The sequence below is a fragment of the Salmonella sp. 3C genome (assembly GCF_025426275.1).
GTDB lineage: Bacteria > Pseudomonadota > Gammaproteobacteria > Enterobacterales > Enterobacteriaceae > Salmonella > Salmonella enterica.
The window spans coordinates 3,562,573-3,584,675 of record NZ_CP104858.1; the positions used below are offsets into that span (position 1 = coordinate 3,562,573).

Annotated in this window: 16 protein-coding genes and 1 pseudogene; 12 read left to right on the forward strand and 5 right to left on the reverse strand. The window is 52.9% G+C overall.

Going from position 1 to position 22,103, the window contains the following annotated elements; genetic code table 11:
• Positions 1-3: 3 nt before the first annotated feature.
• From N7E69_RS16960 to N7E69_RS16975, 4 genes are all read left to right on the forward strand, one after another.
• Positions 4-1,236, forward strand: coding sequence for a winged helix-turn-helix domain-containing protein (locus N7E69_RS16960; protein WP_000056913.1), 1,233 nt, complete (start codon positions 4-6; stop codon positions 1,234-1,236).
• Positions 1,237-1,287: 51 nt separating this feature from the next.
• Positions 1,288-1,470, forward strand: coding sequence for a protein YcaR (ycaR, locus tag N7E69_RS16965; RefSeq protein WP_000350061.1), 183 nt, complete (start codon positions 1,288-1,290; stop codon positions 1,468-1,470).
• A complete protein-coding gene (gene kdsB / locus N7E69_RS16970; protein ID WP_000011585.1) occupies positions 1,467-2,213 on the forward strand; it encodes a 3-deoxy-manno-octulosonate cytidylyltransferase in 747 nt (248 codons plus the stop codon). The genes ycaR and kdsB overlap by 4 nt, the downstream gene beginning before the upstream one ends.
• A gap of 210 nt (positions 2,214-2,423) precedes the next feature.
• Entirely contained in the window at positions 2,424-3,317 is an 894-nt protein-coding gene (locus N7E69_RS16975; RefSeq protein WP_000436889.1) for a YcbJ family phosphotransferase, read from the forward strand.
• On the opposite strand, the gene elyC is transcribed toward N7E69_RS16975, so the two are convergent.
• Complete coding sequence (elyC, locus tag N7E69_RS16980; protein ID WP_000899553.1) at positions 3,297-4,073, reverse strand: envelope biogenesis factor ElyC; 777 nt, start codon at positions 4,071-4,073, stop codon at positions 3,297-3,299. The two genes, N7E69_RS16975 and elyC, sit on opposite strands and share 21 nt — an antisense overlap.
• 135 nt (positions 4,074-4,208) lie before the next feature.
• On the opposite strand from elyC, the gene cmoM reads away from it, so the two are divergent.
• The 7 genes from cmoM (at position 4,209) to N7E69_RS17015 (ending at position 15,144) form a co-directional block, all read left to right on the forward strand.
• Positions 4,209-5,012 (forward strand): tRNA uridine 5-oxyacetic acid(34) methyltransferase CmoM, encoded by an 804-nt coding sequence (cmoM, locus tag N7E69_RS16985; RefSeq protein ID WP_001154025.1) that lies wholly within the window; start codon positions 4,209-4,211, stop codon positions 5,010-5,012.
• The gene (mukF, locus tag N7E69_RS16990) at positions 5,005-6,327 is read left to right on the forward strand and encodes a chromosome partition protein MukF (RefSeq protein ID WP_001288828.1); all 1,323 of its coding nucleotides are present in this window, start codon (positions 5,005-5,007) and stop codon (positions 6,325-6,327) included. Before cmoM ends, mukF begins: the two co-directional genes overlap by 8 nt.
• The gene (gene mukE / locus N7E69_RS16995; RefSeq protein ID WP_000060025.1) at positions 6,308-7,012 is read left to right on the forward strand and encodes a chromosome partition protein MukE; all 705 of its coding nucleotides are present in this window, start codon (positions 6,308-6,310) and stop codon (positions 7,010-7,012) included. Before mukF ends, mukE begins: the two co-directional genes overlap by 20 nt.
• Entirely contained in the window at positions 7,012-11,466 is a 4,455-nt protein-coding gene (gene mukB / locus N7E69_RS17000) for a chromosome partition protein MukB (RefSeq protein WP_000572757.1), read from the forward strand. Before mukE ends, mukB begins: the two co-directional genes overlap by 1 nt.
• A 344-nt stretch (positions 11,467-11,810) precedes the next feature.
• Positions 11,811-13,661 carry a L,D-transpeptidase gene (gene ldtD, locus N7E69_RS17005; protein ID WP_000925867.1) on the forward strand — a complete coding sequence of 617 codons (1,851 nt, stop codon included), beginning with the start codon at positions 11,811-11,813 and terminating at the stop codon, positions 13,659-13,661.
• Positions 13,662-13,920: 259 nt separating this feature from the next.
• A complete protein-coding gene (locus tag N7E69_RS17010) occupies positions 13,921-14,469 on the forward strand; it encodes a YcbK family protein (protein WP_000357052.1) in 549 nt (182 codons plus the stop codon).
• 27 nt (positions 14,470-14,496) lie between these two features.
• Positions 14,497-15,144, forward strand: a complete 648-nt coding sequence (locus N7E69_RS17015; protein WP_001109471.1) for an MBL fold metallo-hydrolase — start codon at positions 14,497-14,499, stop codon at positions 15,142-15,144.
• Positions 15,145-15,205: 61 nt separating this feature from the next.
• Here N7E69_RS17015 and aspC read toward each other — a convergent pair whose 3' ends face one another.
• The 4 genes and pseudogenes from aspC to N7E69_RS17035 all read right to left on the reverse strand — a co-directional run bounded on the left by aspC (position 15,206) and on the right by N7E69_RS17035 (position 20,328).
• The gene (gene aspC, locus N7E69_RS17020) at positions 15,206-16,396 is read right to left on the reverse strand and encodes an aspartate transaminase (RefSeq protein WP_000462653.1); all 1,191 of its coding nucleotides are present in this window, start codon (positions 16,394-16,396) and stop codon (positions 15,206-15,208) included.
• A gap of 184 nt (positions 16,397-16,580) precedes the next feature.
• Positions 16,581-17,672: pseudogene (gene ompF / locus N7E69_RS17025) on the reverse strand (porin OmpF).
• 593 nt (positions 17,673-18,265) lie between these two features.
• Positions 18,266-19,666, reverse strand: coding sequence for an asparagine--tRNA ligase (gene asnS, locus N7E69_RS17030; protein ID WP_000117867.1), 1,401 nt, complete (start codon positions 19,664-19,666; stop codon positions 18,266-18,268).
• 200 nt (positions 19,667-19,866) lie between these two features.
• Positions 19,867-20,328: an Lrp/AsnC family transcriptional regulator gene (locus tag N7E69_RS17035; protein ID WP_000762342.1), complete on the reverse strand. Its 462-nt coding sequence runs from the start codon at positions 20,326-20,328 to the stop codon at positions 19,867-19,869.
• 317 nt (positions 20,329-20,645) lie between these two features.
• Between N7E69_RS17035 and dpaL the strand changes: the two genes are divergently transcribed.
• On the forward strand, positions 20,646-21,860 hold the full coding sequence (gene dpaL / locus N7E69_RS17040) for a diaminopropionate ammonia-lyase (protein WP_000544855.1): 1,215 nt from the start codon (positions 20,646-20,648) through the stop codon (positions 21,858-21,860).
• Positions 21,861-22,103: the final 243 nt, after the last annotated feature.

Below are 22,103 nucleotides of genomic sequence, written 5' to 3' on the forward strand. Positions count from 1 at the left end.
TGAATGTCATTGCCGTACCTTTCTCTTTCCCAGGCCCGTTGTCTTCACCTTGCTGCGCAGGGGCTATTGAAAAAGCCGCGCCGTAACGCGCTGCCTGGCGATGTTCTTGCCGCCATCTCACGCATGGCGTTGCTGCAAATTGATACCATCAATGTTGTCGCACGTAGCCCCTATCTGGTGCTGTTTAGCCGTCTCGGTTCGTACCCGCAGGCCTGGCTGGATGAGGCGCTGCGACGCGGCGAGTTAATGGAATACTGGGCGCATGAGGCCTGTTTCTTACCACGCCGCGACTTTAAACTTATCCGCCATCGTATGCTGTCGCCGGAAAAGATGGGCTGGAAATATCGCGCGGCATGGATGCATGAGCACGCGGAAGAAATAGAACAGCTAATGCGGCATATTCAGGAGCACGGCCCGGTGCGATCTGCCGATTTTGAACATGCGCAGAAAGGCGCCAGCGGCTGGTGGGAATGGAAACCACATAAACGCCACCTTGAGGGTTTATTTACCGCCGGAAAAGTCATGGTTGTTGAGCGGCGTAATTTTCAACGTGTATATGATTTAACGCGCCGTGTGATGCCGCACTGGGATGATGAACGCGATGGACTGTCACAGCCGCAGGCGGAAAGCCTGATGCTGGATAATAGCGCGCGCAGTCTGGGGATTTTCCGTGAACAGTGGCTGGCGGATTACTACCGCCTGAAACGTCCTGACCTGAAAGGATGGCGGGAGAGCCGGGCGGAACAGCAGCAGATTATTCCGGTCGAGGTGGAAACGTTGGGGCGGATGTGGCTTCATGCCGATCTTCTTTCGCAGCTTGAACCGGCGCTAAATAACGCCTTAAAGGCGACCCATAGCGCAGTGCTGTCGCCTTTCGATCCTGTGATATGGGATCGCAAGCGGGCAGCGCAGCTTTTCGGATTTAACTATCGGCTGGAATGTTATACGCCTGCGGCGAAGCGCCAGTACGGTTATTTTGTGCTGCCGCTATTATACCAGGGCCGTTTAGTCGGGCGAATGGACGCCAAAATGCACCGTAAAACGGGGGTACTTGAGGTTATCTCGCTGTATCTGGAGGACGATATTCGCCCTGGCGTTAGTCTGCAAAAAGGAATCTGGCAGGCCATTAGCGCGTTTGCTGCCTGGCAACGGGCATCGCGCGTGACGCTGGGACAATGTCCGCCAGGCCTGTTTAGCGCCATGCGTCATGGCTGGGAAATAGACCCTGCACCATAACCGATTATGTTAATATTGAAGGATTCACAATCCGGTCCATCTGGAGGAACTATGGATCATCGTCTGCTTGAAATCATCGCCTGCCCGGTATGTAACGGCAAACTCTGGTATAACCAGGAACAGCAAGAATTAATTTGCAAACTGGATAATCTCGCTTTCCCGTTACGCGACGGCATTCCTGTATTGCTGGAAAATGAAGCTCGCGCCCTGACATCTGATGAGAGTAAATCATGAGTTTCGTCGTCATCATTCCGGCCCGTTTTTCATCTACCCGACTGCCAGGCAAACCATTAGTGGATATTAATGGTAAGCCCATGATTGTTCATGTCCTGGAGCGGGTGCGCGAATCTGGCGCGGAACGCATTATTGTCGCCACCGATCATGAAGACGTGGCTCGTGCGGTAGAAGCGGCTGGCGGCGAAGTGTGCATGACGCGCGCCGATCACCAGTCCGGCACCGAACGGTTGGCGGAAGTGGTAGAGAAGTGCGGATTCAGCGACGATACCGTTATTGTGAACGTTCAGGGCGATGAGCCGATGATCCCGGCGGTTATTATTCGCCAGGTCGCGGAAAATCTGGCACAGCGCCAGGTTGGCATGGCGACGCTGGCGGTGCCGATTCACAGCGCCGAAGAAGCGTTTAACCCGAATGCGGTAAAAGTCGTGCTGGATGCTGAAGGCTATGCGCTTTACTTTTCCCGGGCGACGATTCCCTGGGATCGCGATCGCTTTGCAAAAAGTCTGGAAACGGTAGGGGATACTTGCCTTCGTCACCTGGGCATTTATGGCTATCGCGCGGGGTTTATCCGCCGTTACGTGAGCTGGCAACCCAGCCCGCTTGAACATATTGAAATGCTGGAGCAACTCCGTGTGCTGTGGTACGGCGAAAAAATTCATGTCGCCATCGCCAAAGCGGTGCCCGGCACGGGCGTAGACACCGCCGACGACCTGGAGCGCGTACGCGCTGAAATGCGTTAACATGATCCTGTTCATGATCGTCTTAGACGGTCATGAACAGCGCGGTATGATAGCGCAAAGATGAATACTCACGTCTGCTCATCAGTGGCGGCTTTCTCGTACCGTTACGATTTTCCTCATTTTTCTTTTCTTCCCTTGATCTGATACGGGTGACATCTGTCCATACGACGCTCATTATTAAAGCAGTAGCACTAATGGGGGTAATCTGGAATGGAACAGTTGCGGGCCGAACTCAGTCATTTGTTGGGTGAAAAACTTAGCCGTATAGAGTGCGTGAATGAGAAAGCGGATTCCGCATTGTGGTCATTATATGACAGCCAGGGCATTCCGATGCCGCTGATGGCGCGAAGTTTTACCACTCCCGGCGTTGCGCAGCAACTGGCATGGAAAACCTCAATGCTGGCGCGTAGCGGTACGGTGAGGATGCCGGTAATCTATGGCGTATTGACGCATGAAGAGCATCCTGGTCCGGATGTGCTGCTACTGGAACGACTGCGCGGTGTGCCGGTCGAGGCGCCGGCGCGCACTCCGGAACGCTGGGAACAGCTAAAAGATCAGATTGTCGAAGGGCTGTTAGCCTGGCATCGGCAGGATAGCCGCGGTTGCGTTGGCGCCGTAGACCATACTCAGGAGAATATCTGGCCTTCCTGGTATCGTCAGCGGGTGGAGGTGCTGTGGACGACGCTAAATCAGTTCAGCAATACCGGTCTGACGATGCAGGACAGACGCATTCTGTTTCGTACCAGAGAATGTCTTCCTTCGTTATTTGAAGGGTTTAACGACAACTGCGTACTGGTGCATGGCAACTTCTGCTTGCGCAGTATGCTTAAAGACGCCCGTAGCGATCAGCTTCTGGCGATGGTCGGCCCCGGGCTGATGCTGTGGGCGCCGAGAGAGTTCGAACTGTTTCGCCTGATGGATAATCCATTGGCGGAGGGATTGCTTTGGCATTATCTGCAACGCGCGCCAGTGGCGGAGTCCTTCATCTGGCGGCGTTGGCTCTATGTGCTGTGGGACGAGGTTGCGCAATTGGTCAATACCGGACGTTTTAACCGTACCAATTTTGATCTGGCGGCGAAATCATTACTCCCCTGGCTTGCCTGATATGCCTTTCAGCCATTGCCAAAGTCGCCCTAATGTTTCATACCCAGCGCGATCGCTGTGCATCAGCCAGACCGGGGACGGAATTGCCCGCTCCCAGGGATTGAGCGGCGAATCGATCGCCAACTGATTCGCCGGCGCGGGAAGCGGATTCAGCCCGGCATGCTGAAAGAAAATCATCGCACGCGGCAAATGCGAGGCGGAGGTTACCAACAGGAAAGGGGCGTCGCCGATGGCCTGCTTAACGGCGGCGGCTTCTTCTTCCGTATCTTTTGGCTTATCCAGCGTAATAATATCGCTACGCGGTACGCCCAGCGACTGCGCCACCCGCGCACCGACTTCCGCCGTGCTTACCGTATTGGTTTTTGCTATGCCGCCGGTAAAAATCAGCCTGGCTCCCGGATTCGCGCGCCACAGCCGAATGCCTTCCGCCAGCCGCGGCAAGCTGTTGTTAATTAAATTAGAGCTCGGCGCCCACTGCGGGTTCCAGGTATAGCCGCCGCCGAGAACCACAATATATTCCACCTTTTGCGGACCCTGCCAGGTAGGGTAGCGGTTTTCTATCGGACGCAGCAAATGGTCAGAGACGGGTTGCAGGCTTAATAGCAATAGCGCCAGCCAACCTACGCTGATAAATACTTTTCCGGTCTTCTGAAAGCGGCTAAACCAGAGCAGCGCCAGGCCGACGCCAATGATCAGCAACATCAGCGGAAGCGGCAATAACATACCGCCAATCACTTTCTTTAGCGTAAAAAGCATCCTTTTTGGTTCCTTTTTTAACCATATAGCGGAGGATTAACGGTGATATTACACCAGACAGGTTCATTCTGGCCGCGGCTGTGACAAAATAGCGGTTTTATCAGATAACGCCTGAGCCAGCCTGTGGAGAGTCCGATGCAGGATCGCAATTTTGATGACATTGCTGAAAAGTTTTCCCGTAACATTTACGGCACGACCAAAGGACAACTGCGGCAAGCCATTCTGTGGCAAGACCTGGATCGCGTGCTGGAGGAGATTGGCGGGCGGAAACTGCGGGTGCTGGATGCCGGCGGCGGCGAAGGGCAAACGGCGATTAAGATGGCGGAACGCGGCCATCAGGTGACGTTATGCGATCTGTCTGGCGAAATGATCGCCCGCGCGCGGCAGGCGGCCGAGGCAAAAGGTGTGAGCAAAGACATGCATTTTATACAATGCCCGGCTCAGGACGTCGCTTCGCATTTGGAAAGCCCGGTTGATCTGATATTGTTTCATGCTGTGCTGGAGTGGGTAGCCGATCCTGTCGGCGTATTAGAAACGCTCTGGTCAGTATTGCGCCCTGGCGGCGCGCTGTCGTTGATGTTCTATAACGCTAACGGTTTGCTGATGCACAATATGGTGGCGGGTAATTTTGACTACGTGCAGGCGGGGATGCCTAAACGCAAGAAGCGCACGCTGTCGCCTGACTACCCGCGCGACCCCGCGCAGGTGTACCAGTGGCTGGAGGCGATTGGTTGGCAGATTACCGGTAAAACCGGCGTGCGTGTGTTTCATGATTATCTGCGTGAAAAACACCAGCAGCGTGACTGTTATGAGACCCTGGTCGAACTGGAAACGCGTTATTGCCGCCAGGAGCCGTATATTAGCCTTGGGCGCTACATTCATGTCACCGCGATTAAAAGCCCGGCGCTAGCCGCAGATGCAAGGATAACCTATGAGTGAATTTTCCCAGACAGTCCCCGAACTGGTTGCCTGGGCCAGAAAAAACGACTTTTCCATCTCGCTGCCGGTAGACAGACTTTCCTTTCTGCTGGCGGTCGCCACGTTGAACGGCGAACGCCTTGACGGCGAGATGAGTGAAGGCGAGCTGGTGGATGCATTCCGCCATGTGAGTGATGCGTTTGAGCAAACCAGCGAAACCATCGGCGTGCGCGCGAACAACGCGATTAACGATATGGTGCGTCAACGTCTGCTGAACCGCTTTACCAGCGAGCAGGCGGAAGGCAATGCGATTTACCGATTAACCCCGCTCGGGATTGGCATCACCGATTACTACATTCGTCAACGCGAATTCTCTACGCTGCGTCTTTCTATGCAGTTGTCGATTGTGGCCGGCGAATTGAAGCGCGCGGCGGATGCGGCAGCGGAGGGGGGCGATGAGTTCCACTGGCATCGCAACGTTTACGCGCCATTGAAATATTCGGTGGCGGAGATTTTCGACAGTATCGATCTCACCCAGCGCATCATGGATGAACAGCAGCAGCAGGTGAAAGACGATATCGCACAACTGCTGAATAAAGACTGGCGGGCGGCGATTTCCAGCTGTGAGCTGCTGCTTTCCGAAACGTCCGGTACGCTGCGCGAGTTGCAGGATACGCTGGAGGCGGCGGGCGATAAGCTGCAGGCTAACCTGCTGCGCATTCAGGATGCCACGATGACGCACGACGATCTGCATTTTGTCGACAGGCTGGTGTTTGACTTACAAAGTAAACTCGACCGCATTATCAGTTGGGGTCAGCAGTCTATTGATTTATGGATCGGCTACGATCGTCACGTGCATAAATTTATCCGTACCGCGATCGATATGGATAAAAACCGTGTCTTCGCCCAGCGGTTGCGCCAGTCCGTGCAGACTTATTTTGACGATCCCTGGGCGCTAACCTACGCGAATGCCGATCGTCTGCTGGATATGCGCGATGAAGAGATGGCGTTGCGTGACGATGAAGTCACCGGGGAGTTGCCGCCGGATCTGGAATATGAAGAGTTTAACGAGATCCGCGAGCAGTTAGCGGCCATCATTGAAGAACAGCTGGCTATCTACAAAACCAGACAAACGCCACTGGATCTTGGGCTGGTGGTGCGCGAGTATCTGGCGCAATACCCGCGCGCGCGTCATTTCGACGTGGCGCGTATTGTTATCGATCAAGCGGTACGTCTTGGCGTAGCGCAAGCAGATTTCACCGGACTGCCAGCCAAATGGCAGCCGATTAATGATTACGGAGCCAAGGTACAGGCGCATGTCATTGACAAATATTGAACAAGTGATGCCGGTTAAGCTGGCGCAGGCGCTGGCGAATCCGTTATTTCCGGCGCTGGATAGCGCATTACGTTCGGGCCGCCACATCGGGCTGGACGAACTGGATAATCATGCCTTTCTGATGGATTTTCAGGAATACCTGGAAGAGTTTTACGCGCGTTATAACGTGGAACTGATTCGCGCGCCGGAGGGGTTCTTCTACCTGCGTCCGCGTTCTACCACGCTTATCCCGCGCTCGGTGTTATCCGAACTGGATATGATGGTCGGTAAAATTCTCTGCTACCTCTATCTTAGCCCGGAGCGTCTGGCCAACGAAGGGATCTTTACTCAGCAAGAATTGTACGACGAGCTGCTTACCCTTGCGGACGAAGCCAAACTGCTAAAGCTGGTTAATAACCGCTCGACGGGATCTGACGTTGATCGTCAGAAACTGCAGGAAAAGGTGCGTTCTTCTTTAAACCGCCTGCGTCGTTTGGGCATGGTATGGTTTATGGGCCACGACAGCAGCAAATTCCGCATTACCGAATCGGTCTTCCGCTTTGGCGCGGATGTCCGCGCCGGCGACGATCCTCGCGAGGCGCAGCGTCGTCTCATCCGCGACGGGGAAGCGATGCCCATTGAAAACCATCTGCAACTTAATGATGAGACCGAAGAGAGTCAGCCGGACAGTGGAGAGGAAGAATAATGATTGAACGCGGTAAATTTCGCTCGCTAACGCTGATTAACTGGAACGGTTTTTTTGCCCGTACTTTTGACCTGGATGAACTGGTCACGACGTTATCCGGGGGCAACGGTGCCGGGAAATCCACGACGATGGCGGCGTTCGTCACGGCGCTGATCCCGGATCTTACATTACTGCACTTTCGTAACACCACGGAAGCCGGCGCCACCAGCGGTTCGCGCGATAAAGGTCTGCACGGTAAGCTGAAGGCGGGCGTCTGTTACTCCATGCTCGACACCATTAATTCCCGCCATCAGCGGGTGGTGGTCGGCGTGCGTCTGCAGCAGGTCGCTGGGCGCGATCGCAAAGTGGACATCAAACCGTTCGCTATCCAGGGGCTGCCGATGTCGGTACAGCCGACACAACTGGTGACGGAGACATTAAACGAACGTCAGGCGCGCGTACTGTCGCTTGCTGAGCTGAAAGACAAGCTTGACGAGATGGAAGGCGTGCAGTTTAAGCAGTTTAACTCCATCACCGATTATCATTCGCTGATGTTTGACTTAGGGATTATCGCCCGTCGTCTGCGCTCCGCTTCCGATCGTAGTAAATTCTATCGTTTGATAGAGGCCTCGCTGTACGGCGGGATCTCCAGCGCCATTACCCGATCGCTACGCGATTATTTATTGCCGGAAAACAGCGGCGTGCGCAAGGCGTTCCAGGATATGGAAGCGGCGCTGCGCGAGAACCGACTCACGCTGGAAGCGATTCGTGTTACCCAATCCGATCGCGATCTGTTTAAGCATTTGATCAGCGAAGCCACCGATTATGTGGCGGCGGATTATATGCGCCACACCAATGAGCGTCGGGTTCACCTTGATCAGGCGTTGGCGTTTCGACGCGAACTGTACACATCGCGCAAACAACTGGCGGCTGAGCAGTACAAGCACGTCGATATGGCCCGTGAGTTGGGCGAACATAACGGCGCCGAAGGTTCTCTTGAGGCGGATTACCAGGCGGCGAGCGATCACCTGAATCTGGTGCAAACCGCGCTGCGTCAGCAGGAAAAAATTGAACGCTACGAAGCGGATCTTGAAGAGCTGCAGATTCGACTCGAAGAGCAAAACGAAGTGGTGGCGGAAGCCGCCGAAATGCAGGACGAAAATGAAGCGCGTGCCGAAGCCGCCGAGCTGGAAGTCGATGAACTCAAAAGCCAGCTTGCGGATTACCAGCAGGCGCTGGATGTACAGCAAACGCGCGCGATTCAGTATAACCAGGCGATATCAGCGCTTGCCCGCGCTAAAGAACTTTGTCATCTGCCGGATCTAACGCCGGAAAGCGCCGCCGAATGGCTGGATACTTTCCAGGCAAAAGAGCAGGAAGCTACGGAAAAACTGCTGTCGTTGGAACAAAAAATGAGCGTGGCGCAAACCGCGCACAGCCAGTTTGAGCAGGCTTACCAGCTAGTAGCGGCGATCAACGGCCCGCTGGCGCGTAGCGAAGCCTGGGACGTGGCGCGCGAGCTGTTACGGGACGGCGTGAACCAGCGTCATCTGGCGGAACAGGTACAGCCGCTGCGGATGCGCCTGAGCGAACTGGAACAGCGGCTGCGCGAGCAGCAAGAGGCGGAACGTCTGCTGGCTGAGTTCTGTAAGCGACAGGGCAAAAATTTTGATATTGACGAACTGGAAGCGCTGCATCAGGAGCTGGAAGCCCGCATCGCGTCCTTGTCTGAGAGCGTGTCGTCAGCCAGCGAACAGCGTATGGCCTTGCGTCAGGAACAGGAACAGCTGCAATCCCGTATCCAGCATCTGATGCAACGCGCTCCTGTCTGGCTGGCGGCGCAGAATAGCCTGAACCAGCTTAGCGAACAGTGCGGCGAGGAGTTTACGTCCAGCCAGGAAGTGACCGAATACCTGCAACAGCTACTGGAGCGTGAGCGCGAAGCCATTGTCGAACGCGACGAAGTGGGCGCGCGTAAAAATGCGGTTGATGAAGAGATCGAACGTTTAAGCCAGCCGGGCGGCGCGGAAGATCAGCGTTTGAATGCGCTGGCGGAGCGTTTTGGCGGGGTACTGCTGTCGGAAATCTACGATGATGTCAGTCTTGAAGATGCGCCGTACTTTTCCGCACTATATGGCCCGTCGCGCCATGCGATCGTCGTACCGGATTTATCGCAAATAGCCGAACAGCTTGAAGGTCTGACCGACTGCCCGGAAGATCTGTACCTGATCGAAGGCGATCCGCAGTCTTTTGATGACAGCGTATTCAGCGTTGACGAGCTGGAAAAGGCGGTGGTCGTGAAAATTGCCGACCGTCAGTGGCGTTATTCGCGTTTTCCGTCGCTGCCTATTTTTGGCCGTGCGGCGCGCGAGAACCGTATTGAAAGTCTCCATGCGGAACGGGAAGTGCTTTCCGAGCGCTTTGCCACGCTCTCGTTTGACGTGCAGAAAACCCAGCGTTTGCACCAGGCGTTCAGCCGTTTTATCGGTAGCCACCTTTCTGTTGCCTTTGAGGACGATCCGGAAGCGGAAATTCGCCGACTGAACGGGCGTCGCGTCGAGCTGGAGCGCGCGCTGGCGACGCATGAAAGCGACAACCAGCAGCAGCGCCTTCAGTTTGAGCAGGCCAAAGAGGGCGTTTCCGCGCTTAACCGTTTGCTGCCGCGGCTGAATTTATTGGCCGATGAAACGCTGGCCGATCGGGTCGATGAAATTCAGGAACGGTTGGATGAGGCGCAAGAAGCGGCGCGATTTGTGCAGCAATATGGCAACCAGTTAGCCAAACTGGAGCCGGTGGTTTCCGTTCTGCAAAGCGATCCGGAACAGTTTGAGCAGTTAAAAGAAGACTATGCATGGTCGCAGCAAATGCAGCGCGACGCGCGCCAGCAGGCTTTTGCTCTGGCTGAAGTTGTCGAACGTCGGGCGCATTTCAGCTATTCCGACTCGGCGGAAATGCTGAGCGGCAACAGCGATCTCAACGAAAAGCTGCGCCAGCGGCTGGAGCAGGCGGAAGCCGAGCGTACCCGCGCCCGCGAAGCGCTGCGCAGCCATGCCGCGCAGTTAAGTCAGTACAGCCAGGTCCTGGCCTCGCTAAAAAGCTCTTACGACACGAAAAAAGAGCTGCTTAACGATTTGCAGCGCGAATTACAGGATATTGGCGTTCGCGCCGACAGCGGGGCGGAAGAGCGTGCCCGCCAGCGTCGCGATGAACTGCACGCCCAGTTGAGCAATAACCGTTCGCGTCGCAATCAGCTTGAGAAAGCGCTCACCTTCTGCGAAGCGGAGATGGAGAACCTGACCCGTAAGCTGCGCAAGCTGGAGCGTGATTATCATGAAATGCGCGAGCAGGTCGTGACCGCGAAAGCCGGCTGGTGCGCAGTCATGCGGATGGTGAAAGACAATGGCGTGGAACGCCGTCTGCACCGTCGTGAGCTGGCTTATCTGTCGGCGGATGAACTGCGCTCCATGTCGGATAAGGCGTTGGGCGCGCTGCGCCTGGCCGTCGCGGATAACGAACATCTGCGCGACGTATTGCGTCTGTCGGAAGATCCGAAACGCCCGGAACGTAAAATCCAGTTCTTTGTGGCCGTTTACCAGCATCTGCGCGAACGTATTCGTCAGGATATTATTCGTACCGACGATCCGGTTGAAGCCATTGAACAAATGGAGATTGAGCTGAGTCGTCTGACGGAAGAGCTGACATCGCGTGAGCAAAAGCTGGCGATCAGTTCCCGCAGCGTGGCAAACATTATCCGCAAGACTATCCAGCGTGAGCAGAACCGTATTCGCATGCTGAACCAGGGGTTGCAAAGCGTCTCGTTTGGCCAGGTGAATAGCGTGCGGTTAAACGTCAACGTGCGTGAAACGCATGCCACCTTGCTGGATGTGCTTTCAGAACAGCAGGAGCAGCATCAGGATCTGTTTAACAGCAATCGTCTGACCTTCTCCGAAGCGCTGGCGAAACTGTACCAGCGCCTGAATCCGCAGATCGATATGGGGCAACGCACGCCGCAGACCATCGGCGAGGAGCTGCTGGACTACCGTAACTATCTGGAAATGGAAGTTGAAGTTAACCGTGGGTCCGACGGCTGGCTGCGTGCGGAATCCGGCGCGCTATCAACGGGGGAAGCTATCGGGACCGGGATGTCAATTCTGGTGATGGTTGTGCAAAGCTGGGAAGACGAAGCGCGCAGACTGCGCGGGAAAGATATTTCGCCATGTCGCCTGCTGTTCCTCGATGAAGCGGCGCGTCTGGATGCGCGCTCTATCGCCACGCTGTTTGAACTATGCGAACGTTTGCAGATGCAGCTCATCATCGCCGCGCCGGAAAACATCAGTCCGGAGAAGGGCACGACCTATAAACTGGTGCGTAAAGTGTTTCAGAATACTGAGCATGTTCATGTTGTCGGGCTGCGTGGCTTTGCGCCGCAGCTTCCCGGTACGCAAACGGAAGATACGCCTTCAGAAGCGAGTTAAATACGGCAGAAACGATGACGTGCCTGATGGCGCCTCGTTTATCAGGCAAGGCCGGATAAGTCGGTTACGCCGCCATCCGGCACAACAAGTTCTGCTTTATCATTAGCCTGGGGCGGCGAAAGCCGCCTTTTTCTTTATCTGAAAAATCTCTCCGGGTAGTGCATTTTCTTTAAACTTCTTTACATTAGGTTAGGCAAAAACGTAACGAACTTTATATACTGGAGTTAAGCCTGACGAGTGAGCAGGCTGACTCGTCATACTAAACAAAAGCATTGGTTGCGGTTGACCCGCGCTGCGGGCAGCACAGTCATGCGGAGTATGATAACGAAAACAGGGGGCAAGGGATGTTGCTTAACAAGATGTGTGGTCGTTGTCTGTCGGCAATCAGTTTATGCCTGGCCGTAACATTCGCTCCACTGTTCAATGCGCAGGCCGATGAGCCTGAAATGATACCTGGCGATAGCGCCGTTGCCGCGCCGGATCTAGCTGGGCCGCAGAAGCAATCAGCCGCGACGGCGATTATGGCCGGGATTCAGCCGCTGCCGGAGGGCGTTTCAGCCGAGAAAGTCCGGGCTGATTTACAGTCGCAGCTTCCTTCCGGCTATACGCCGGTCTATATGAGCCAGCTGACATTGCTGTATGCCGCGCGCGACATGAAGCCCATGTGGGATAATCGCGATGCGGTGAAAGTCTTCCAGCAACAGTTGGCGGAGGTGGCGATTGCCGGATTCCAGCCGCAGTTTACCGCCTGGGTGGCATTGTTGACCGATCCCGCCGTAAACGGTATGGCGCGCGATGTTGTGTTGTCAGACGCTATGATGGGCTATCTCCATTTCATTGCGAATATCCCCGTCAAAGGCCAGCGCTGGTTATATAGCAACAAACCTTACGCATTGGCGACGCCGCCAGTCTCGGTGATTAACCAGTGGCAAATCGCGCTGGAAGAGGGGCAGTTGCCGATGTTTGTCGCCAGCCTGGCGCCGCAGCATCCACAGTATGCGCCCATGCATGACGCGCTGCTGAAGCTGGTGGCGGACTCTCGCCCGTGGCCGCAGTTGGCCAATACCGCAACGCTGCGCCCGGGGCAATGGAGTAACGATGTGCCTGCGCTGCGCGAAATATTACAGCGTACGGGGATGCTGGATGGCGGTCCAAAGATAGCCTTACCCGGCGATAACACTGCTGATAGCGCCGTCGTCAGCCCCTCCGCCGTGGTCGACGAACCATCGGTGGCGCAGCCGGTCGACGAACAAACGGCCCGCCGTAGTAAGCCGGCTCCGGCGGTACGCGCCGCCTACGATAATGAACTGGTCGAGGCGGTAAAGCGTTTTCAGGCATGGCAAGGGCTGGGGGCGGATGGCGTTATTGGCCCGGCGACGCGTAACTGGCTTAATATGACCCCCGCGCAACGCGCAGGCGTACTGGCACTGAATATCCAACGTTTACGCCTGCTGCCGGCGGAACTCTCTACCGGTATTATGGTAAACATTCCCGCTTATTCGCTGGTCTACTATCAGAATGGCAACCAGGTGCTGGCTTCGAGGGTGATCGTCGGGCGTCCCGATCGTAAAACGCCGATGATGAGCAGCGCGCTGAATAATGTGGTGGTGAACCCGCCGTGGAACGTTCCGCCCACGCTTGCGCGTAAAGACATTTTACCGAAGGTGTGGAATGACCCAGGCTATCTGGAGCGCCATGGCTACACCGTGATGCGCGGCTGGAACAGCAAAGAAGCGATCGATCCGTGGCAGGTTGACTGGACCACCATTACGCCATCGAATCTTCCGTTCCGTTTCCAGCAGGCGCCAGGCGCGCACAATTCGCTGGGGCGTTATAAATTTAATATGCCGAGCTCTGATGCGATCTATCTGCACGATACGCCTAACCATACTCTCTTTCAGCGTGACGCCAGGGCGTTAAGTTCCGGCTGCGTGCGGGTCAATAAGGCCTCTGAACTGGCGAATATGCTCTTGCAGGATGCTGGCTGGAACGATGCGCGGATCTCAGGCGCCCTGAAGCAAGGCGACACGCGGTATGTCAATATCCGGCAGAACATTCCAGTAAATCTTTACTATCTGACCGCGTTTGTCGGCGCAGATGGACGTATGCAATATCGTACAGATATTTACAATTACGATCTCACAGCGCGATCCAGCGCACAAATTGTGCCAAAGGTTGAACAATTAATCAGGTAAATGAAGAAGTTCTGGTAAATATGTTGTCCTAATGTTTGGCTTCAACGGGGCGTTTCGCTGTAGACCCCCGTTGTGGCTGGGGGAGGGCCATCTTGACGCGGGCTTTATCGGCAGTTAAGGTGCCTTTCGTGCGCCAGAAGTGCATATACAACAACCTTTAAGTCGACCGGGCCGTTCAGAAGTCTGTGCCAGCCGGTATCATGTCTGCTTAAAGGTAGAAGTGTATTAACGATAACATTGACCTGTAGACCTGATTATCATGGACAAATTTGACGCTAATCGCCGCAAGCTGCTGGCGCTTGGTGGTGTCGCTCTCGGCGCCGCCATCCTGCCCGCGCCAGCGTTTGCCACACTCTCGACCCCACGCCCGCGCATTTTGACGTTAAACAATCTCCATACCGGAGAGTCAATCAAGGCGGAGTTTTTCGATGGAAGAGCCTACATTCAGGATGAATTAGCAAAGTTAAACCATTTTTTCCGTGACTATCGCGCGAATAAAGTCCGATCAATCGATCCCCGCCTGTTTGACCAACTTTACCGACTTCAGGGGCTGTTAGGGACGCGTAAACCTGTGCAGCTCATCTCAGGCTACCGTTCTCTTGATACCAATAATGAATTACGCGCCCGTAGCAGCGGCGTAGCGAAAAAAAGCTACCATACAAAAGGGCAGGCGATGGATTTTCATATTGAAGGCGTGGCGCTGAGCAATATTCGCAAAGCGGCGTTATCTATGCGCGCAGGTGGTGTAGGATATTACCCACGTAGTAACTTTGTGCATATTGATACCGGGCCGGCGCGGCACTGGTAATCAGCGAGGCTTAATCAAAGGAGCAGTATGAACTATCGTATTATTCCGGTCACCGCGTTCTCCCAGAACTGTTCATTAATCTGGTGCGAACAAACCCGGCTGGCGGCGCTGGTCGATCCGGGCGGCGACGCGGAAAAAATTAAACAGGAAGTGGACGCCAGCGGCGTGACGTTGATGCAAATTTTACTCACGCATGGGCATCTCGATCATGTCGGCGCGGCGAGTGAACTGGCGCAGCATTACGGCGTTCCTGTTATCGGTCCGGAAAAAGAAGATGAGTTCTGGCTGCAAGGACTGCCGGCGCAAAGCCGCATGTTTGGTCTGGATGAGTGTCAGCCGCTGACGCCTGATCGCTGGCTGAACGACGGCGATCGCGTCAGCGTAGGGAATGTGACGTTACAGGTGTTACATTGTCCGGGACACACGCCGGGACACGTGGTTTTCTTTGATGAACAGTCGCAACTGCTGATCTCCGGCGATGTGATTTTCAAAGGTGGCGTCGGGCGCAGCGATTTTCCTCGCGGCGATCACACCCAGTTGATTGACGCCATTAAGCGTAAATTATTGCCGCTTGGCGATGATGTGACCTTTATTCCTGGCCACGGCCCGCTCTCTACGCTCGGATACGAGCGTCTGCATAATCCCTTCCTGCAAGATGAGATGCCGGTCTGGTAAGCAGAATGAAAAAGCCTGCAATGTGCAGGCTTTTTTATCGGTCACGCCAGTCGACAGCTTTTTATAGTACCGCGACAATGGCTTCGCACAGCGGCGCCATATTATCCGGGGTCATGCCCGCCACGTTCACGCGACCAGAAGCCACGGCATAAACGCCAAACTCTTCACGCAGACGTAGCACCTGATCTTTGGTCAGACCGCTGAATGAGAACATCCCGTTCTGCTTGATAATAAAGCTGAAGTCACGGTTCGCGCCTTTTTCCTGCAAGGTATTCACGAACAGTTGACGCATACGCTGAATACGCTGGCGCATGTCCGTCAGTTCCTGTTCCCAGATAGCGCGCAGGGCGTCATTACTCAGGATAGTCGCGACGATGGACGCGCCGTGCGCTGGCGGGTTGGAGTAGTTAGCGCGAATGGCGGATTTCATCTGGCTAAAAGCGCGATCCACGGTTTCCGCATCGGCAGCCACGAGGGTGCAGGCGCCGACGCGCTCATTATATAAGCCGAAGTTTTTGGAGTAGGAGCTGGCGACAATAAGCTCTTTATGCAGCGCGGCAAAGGCGCGCAGACCTTCCGCATCTTCTTCCAGGCCGCGGGCAAAGCCCTGGTAAGCGAAATCGAATAGCGGCAGCCACCCTTTTTCAACGGAAAGCTCAGCCAGAACCTGCCACTGTTCCAGAGTAGGGTCAATGCCGGTTGGGTTATGACAGCAACCGTGGAACAGAACCACATCGCCGGCCTGTGCTTCGCTCAGGCTGGCTTGTAGCGCTTCAAAATCCAGCGTGTGATTTTCCGCATCGTAGTAAGCGTACTCCCGAACTTCCAGGCCGGCAGCGTTAAACACGCTTTTGTGGTTCGGCCAGCTGGGGTTGCTCACCCACACCCGTTTTACCGGAGTATTTTTTGCCAAAAAGTCGGCGGCAATGCGTAACGCGCCGGTACCGCCCGGCGTTTGCGCCGTGCGTGCGCGCTTGTCGTTAATCAGCGCGCTGCCTTTGCCGAACAGCAGTTCCTGAGTGCAGCGAGCAAATTCCGGAATCCCGTCAATGCCGAGATAGTTTTTCGTCGTTTCATTTTCCAGTAAATACTGCTCGGCTTTTTTAACGCTGGTGAGCACCGGTGTTTTGCCGGTTTCATCTTTATATACGCCAATGCCAAGGTTAATTTTCCCTGGACGGTCATCGGCGCGAAACAGATCGGCCAGGCCCAAAATCGGGTCGGCAGGAGCGGCGGTTATGTTCTCAAACATGACGAGGTTCCATTATAGTTACAGAAGGGAAATCCGCTATCAGGTTAACGGCAGATTTACAAAATGCCAACCGTTAGCGCTAAAAAGCCCGCCTGTTTTTGAAAGACGCACATTTTCTCTAAGAGAGATAAAAAAACAGGACCGAAGTCCTGTTTTTGAGGCATAAAACAAAGGGGTCTGCTGATCAGAACTGGTAAGTAATACCGACAGCCGCCTGATCGTCGGTGCCAACGTAGCTGGAGCTGTAGTCGTTTTCGTCCAGCAGGTTGAAACGGTAGTCAACCCATACGTTCATGTTTTTGTTGAAGTAGTAAGTCGCGCCCGCCTGAATATATTTCGCCAGATCGGCCGAGCCGTCGGCGCCGTTCAACTGCTTACCTTTACTCTGCACATACGAGATTGCCGGACGCAGGCCGAAGTCAAACTGGTACTGAGCGACCACTTCCAGGTTCTGCGTTTTGTTTGCCATTTCCACGGTATCGGTAACCGTATTTTCAACAATGCTCATATTGCGGGTTTCAGCATATACGGCAGCCAGGTAGACGTTGTTTGCATCATATTTCGCGCCAACGGCCCATGATTCTGCGCGATCGCCATTACCATCGCGATCCTGCTGATCGTTAGTACGCTTGCTGTTGCTGTACGCTGCGGTGACGCCAAAGCCGTCGAACTCATATGCCATGGTGTAACCTACGCCATCGCCATTCTGAGAGTTAATGCTGTGGTTGTCCTGATTTTTACCCTGATACTGGATACCGAAAGAGAGACCGTCCACCAGACCAAAGAAGTCAGAGTTACGGTAGGTCAACAAACCGCCAGCACGGCTGGTCATGTAGTTATCAGTATAGGCGCCGCCCTAGGTTTCGCCGGAGAAGTAGGGGGCCATATCGGTATAGGATTCAACATCGTAAACGATACCGTAGTTACGACCATAATCGATTGAACCCACTTCCGCGTATTTCAAACCCGCGAAGGCCAGACGGACCAGATTCGAGTTCTGCTGTTCGCCTTCAGCGCGGTCTGCTTTAGTACGGTATTCCCACTGACCGAAACCGGTCAGATCGGTGTTAATCTGCGTTTCCCCTTTAAAACCAATCTGGGCATAAGTCTGGTCGGCATTTTTGCTATCGCCGGTCGTTGTCCATACGTGACGACCCACGGCTTTACCGTACAGATCCAGCTTATTACCATCTTTATTATAAATTTCTGCTGCGTTTGCGGTTGCAGCAGCCAGCAGGGCAGGGATCACCGCTGCCAGGATTTTGCGCTTCATCATTATTTATTACCCTCATTGGTTTTTTTATATGACACCTGCCACTGCCGTCAATAAAACTTTACAGAAATATTGATGAGAGTTTGGTGTCTTTATGTGTCTGACAGGCATCTTTCCATTCAAACTAACGTTTCGCTACCGTGAAAGTGTTACAAATATAAAGATTTAGTTTCAAAAGGAAAAAATATGTAAATAAATGTTATTTTCGCGGAACTTTGTGAACAACGTCAAACTTCCCCTGAGTTCTCGCTTTGATTTGATCGTTTTTCTTTTATCACTATGATTTTATTGTAATTATTGGCTTGTAGAACCGTTGTGCCTGAAAAAGCAGCAGAAGAGCTATTTCATAAAAATAGCCATTTAGAAGTCTTGATGTCTGAAATTGTGGTGAAAAATTGTGCTATTAGAACAGAAAAATCTAATCCGCAATAAAATTAAGGATTAATTTTTATGTGTAAATATTTTCGTGAAATATACAGTAACAAGATGTGGTAATTCAGAGGGTTGTAATTAAATTTATTTACTTATTGATAATAAAGCTGACATTCAGGCGAAAAAAAAGGCCAGCATAGCTGGCCTTGAGTGTGACGTAAAAATCAGAAGCTGGCGTTGCGTGGGGTCCGTGGGAACGGAATAACATCGCGCACGTTTTGCACACCCGTGACGTAAGCGATAAGGCGTTCAAAGCCCAGGCCAAAGCCGGAATGCGGTACAGTACCGTAGCGACGCAAGTCGCGATACCACCAGTAATCCTCTTTATTCAGCCCCATTTCGGCCATACGGGCATCCAGCACATCCAGACGCTCTTCACGCTGGGAACCACCGATGATTTCGCCGATTCCCGGCGCCAGCACATCCATGGCCGCCACGGTTTTGCCATCTTCGTTAAGGCGCATGTAAAATGCTTTAATTTCCTTCGGATAGTTTTTCACCACTACCGGCGCTTTGAAATGCTCTTCCGCCAGATAACGTTCGTGTTCGGAAGAGAGGTCGACGCCCCAGAACACCGGGTTTTCAAATGTCTTACCACAGCGTTCCAGAATGGCGACCGCATCGGTGTAATCCACCTGAGCGAAGTCGGTAGAGACAAAACGCTCCAGACGAGCGATAGCGTCTTTATCTACGCGTTCGGCAAAGAACTTCATATCATCCGCACGCTCTTCCAGAACCGCCTTGAAGACATATTTCAGCATGGCTTCCGCCAGACGGGCGTTGTCTTCCAGATCGGCGAACGCCACTTCCGGCTCCAGCATCCAGAACTCCGCCAGGTGGCGGCTGGTGTTGGAATTTTCCGCGCGGAAGGTCGGCCCAAAAGTATAGATTTTGGACAGCGCACAGGCATACGTTTCACCGTTGAGCTGGCCGGAGACGGTCAGGAATGATTCTTTGCCAAAAAAGTCTTTGTCAAAATCTACTCTGCCCTGGTCGTTACGCGGCAGGTTTTCCAGATCCAACGTTGAGACGCGGAACATTTCGCCAGCGCCTTCGGTATCGGAAGCGGTAATCAGCGGGGTGGAGACCCAAAAGAAACCCTGCTCATCGAAGAAGCGATGCAGCGCCTGCGCCAGAGTATGGCGAACGCGCGCTACCGCGCCAATCAGGTTGGTGCGCGGGCGCAGATGCGCGACCTCACGCAGATACTCAATGCTATGGCGTTTTGCCGCCATCGGGTAGGTATCCGGATCTTCCACCCAGCCTGCGACCTCTACTTTCGTAGCCTGGATTTCGAAACTTTGCCCCTGTCCCGGCGACGCGACAACCTTACCTGTTACTACCACGGAGCAGCCTGTCGTCAGGTGTAATACTTCTTCATTATAATTGGGCAGAGAATTATTAATGACAGCCTGTACAGGATCAAAGCAGGAGCCGTCATAAACGGCGAGGAAGGAGATGCCAGCTTTTGAATCTCGGCGGGTACGCACCCATCCGCGCACGGTGACTTCTTGGTCAACGGCTACGCGGCCCTGGAGTACGTCGGCTACAGGCACAACGCTCATAATATTCTCTCTAGTTAATAGTCGGAAAAAATAAACACTTGTCCACCCGAAATGGGGGTATTCCTATGTTACCTGGCATCTGCAATCAGACAAGCAGAAATCGCATCTGGAAGCAGGTTTTCAGAAAGAAACCTGTAAAAAGTTCGCACCTGCTCGCGAACCATTGAGAATTTAGGCTGGTTTTGCAAGCTTTGCGCACGTTACTCGATCAGGACGCGCATCTCTTGCTTGGCGTTTTGCATCACGACAATCGTTTTAAAAGACTTAATATTGCCTGAGGAAAAGAAAAGCTCACGGGTAAGCGCTTCATATTCCGCCATGTCACGAACATTGAGCACCAGTAAAAAGTCGAAATCGCCCGTTACGTAGTAGACCTGCTGCACCTGCGGGCAACTGACAAACCGTTGACGAGCCTCTTCCAGTAAATTGAATCGCTCGTTTTCGATCACCACCTGCACCACAATCGTGACCGGGCGTCCCACTTTGCCAGCATCAATAAGGCTGACATTGCCTTTAATTATGCCCGCCTCCTCCAGTGCCGCGATACGACGATTCACTGCCGAAGGTGAAAGATTGACCTGTTCGGCGATTTCCCGCTGAGAAAGACGATTATCGCGCTGCAATAATGTCAGAATGTTTTTATCCCAGGCGTCAAGCTTCATATCGCAAATAACCTCTTTAATGTGATGACTATCACTGTGCGCAATTTTGCCGCGTCCAGGTCGTTAAAAAAAGGTGAAAATTGCACGACGATGGGCATTTTCGCGCCATTTAACAGCAATAAGCATAGTACTATCATAATCAGTGGAATAAAGAAAAGGACGTAATAGATATTGTGCGGCTCTTTTATCAGTACGGTTTATTAAAGTGAGGATAACCACTACTACAGCCACAAAACGCGAGTTCTTTACTTGTTTCTACTCAATAATTGCCAAAAACATATTATTTCAATAAATAAACTTTAACAAAAGGTATCATTATGCATGAGCTTATTAAATACCAGTTTAATACACGTCGGAAAAAATATGGTACAGGAGCGGCTTTAAGTTTGCTTAACGGAAATGTTGGGCGTGAGGTGTTAGCATTTCATAAAAAATTACCCAATTATGCCGTTACGCCGTTACATAATCTGGCGCATCTAAGCCGGCGGCTTGGACTAGGGTCCATCCATATTAAAGATGAGTCCTGGCGTTTTGGTCTGAATGCTTTTAAAGGTCTGGGCGGCTCTTATGCTGTAGGAAAATATCTCGCTGATAAATTGCAATGTGATATTAACTCGTTAAGTTTTGCTGCCCTTAACACTCCTGAGATTAAAGAAAAAATTAAGGATTGTGTTTTTGTTACCGCGACGGATGGCAATCATGGCCGTGGTGTGGCGTGGGCGGCGGAGCAATTAGGTCTAAAAGCCGTCGTTTATATGCCTAAAGGATCATCGTTAATCCGGGCAGAGAATATTCGCCATCATGGAGCTGAATGCACCATCACCGATCTGAACTACGATGATGCAGTGCGACTGGCCCATAGAATGGCGCAAACAAAAGGCTGGGTGCTTTTGCAGGATACAGCCTGGACAGGGTATGAAGAGATCCCAACGTGGATTATGCAAGGCTATATGACACTAGCGGTTGAAGCTTATGATCAGCTCGCAGAAACAAACAGTCCGTTGCCAACCCACCTTATTTTACAAGCGGGGGTGGGATCATTTGCTGGCAGTGTTATGGGTTATTTTGTTGAAAAAATGCAGGAAAGTATCCCTAATATTATTGTGGTTGAGCCGCATCAGGCCAACTGTCTTTATCAATCCGCAGTTATGAATGATGGTCAACCTCACTGCGTCACTGGCGATATGGCGACGATAATGGCCGGGCTTGCGTGTGGGGAGCCGAATATTATCAGTTGGCCTATTATTCGGGACAACACCAGTTGTTTTATTTCCGCTGATGATTGTCTGGCGGCTAAGGGTATGCGCATTTCTGCCGCGCCGCGTCCAGGTACGGATACGCCTTTTATTTCCGGCGAGTCCGGAGCTATTGGCGTAGGGTTACTTTATGAGTTGATGAACAATATGCATTATCAGGATCTTGCTAATCGCTTACAGCTTGATGCCAATGCTCATGTTCTGCTTATTAGCACCGAAGGCGATACGTCCCCAGATATTTATGAAGATATAGTCTGGAACGGACGCAGTGCTTAAACATTACGACTAAAAAATTAGATAATAAAGGCAGCATGTAAAAAACGCGTTTTTTATACGCATAATAAACCTAATGCAGGAAGCAAAACTTCATAACAATATACCATTAAAACGGCATTTAGTGAGTAAGGGATGCTCCTACCCGCTGACTTTCCAGTTTAGTGTTGTTGGCAAAATTCAGGATTACGCTGAACTGGAAAGATTATTTCTGAGACTGAACGAATTAATTTAAATCCGAGGTCA

Bases quoted from the DNA above. Each gene is read 5' to 3' on its own strand.
- N7E69_RS16960 (WP_000056913.1), top strand. From the start codon at position 4: ATGTCATTGCCGTACCTTTCTCTTTCCCAGGCCCGTTGTCTTCACCTT.
- ycaR (WP_000350061.1), top strand. From the start codon at position 1,288: ATGGATCATCGTCTGCTTGAAATCATCGCCTGCCCGGTATGTAACGGC.
- kdsB (WP_000011585.1), top strand. From the start codon at position 1,467: ATGAGTTTCGTCGTCATCATTCCGGCCCGTTTTTCATCTACCCGACTG.
- N7E69_RS16975 (WP_000436889.1), top strand. From the start codon at position 2,424: ATGGAACAGTTGCGGGCCGAACTCAGTCATTTGTTGGGTGAAAAACTT.
- elyC (WP_000899553.1), bottom strand. From the start codon at position 4,073: ATGCTTTTTACGCTAAAGAAAGTGATTGGCGGTATGTTATTGCCGCTT.
- cmoM (WP_001154025.1), top strand. From the start codon at position 4,209: ATGCAGGATCGCAATTTTGATGACATTGCTGAAAAGTTTTCCCGTAAC.
- mukF (WP_001288828.1), top strand. From the start codon at position 5,005: ATGAGTGAATTTTCCCAGACAGTCCCCGAACTGGTTGCCTGGGCCAGA.
- mukE (WP_000060025.1), top strand. From the start codon at position 6,308: ATGTCATTGACAAATATTGAACAAGTGATGCCGGTTAAGCTGGCGCAG.
- mukB (WP_000572757.1), top strand. From the start codon at position 7,012: ATGATTGAACGCGGTAAATTTCGCTCGCTAACGCTGATTAACTGGAAC.
- ldtD (WP_000925867.1), top strand. From the start codon at position 11,811: ATGTTGCTTAACAAGATGTGTGGTCGTTGTCTGTCGGCAATCAGTTTA.
- N7E69_RS17010 (WP_000357052.1), top strand. From the start codon at position 13,921: ATGGACAAATTTGACGCTAATCGCCGCAAGCTGCTGGCGCTTGGTGGT.
- N7E69_RS17015 (WP_001109471.1), top strand. From the start codon at position 14,497: ATGAACTATCGTATTATTCCGGTCACCGCGTTCTCCCAGAACTGTTCA.
- aspC (WP_000462653.1), bottom strand. From the start codon at position 16,396: ATGTTTGAGAACATAACCGCCGCTCCTGCCGACCCGATTTTGGGCCTG.
- asnS (WP_000117867.1), bottom strand. From the start codon at position 19,666: ATGAGCGTTGTGCCTGTAGCCGACGTACTCCAGGGCCGCGTAGCCGTT.
- N7E69_RS17035 (WP_000762342.1), bottom strand. From the start codon at position 20,328: ATGAAGCTTGACGCCTGGGATAAAAACATTCTGACATTATTGCAGCGC.
- dpaL (WP_000544855.1), top strand. From the start codon at position 20,646: ATGCATGAGCTTATTAAATACCAGTTTAATACACGTCGGAAAAAATAT.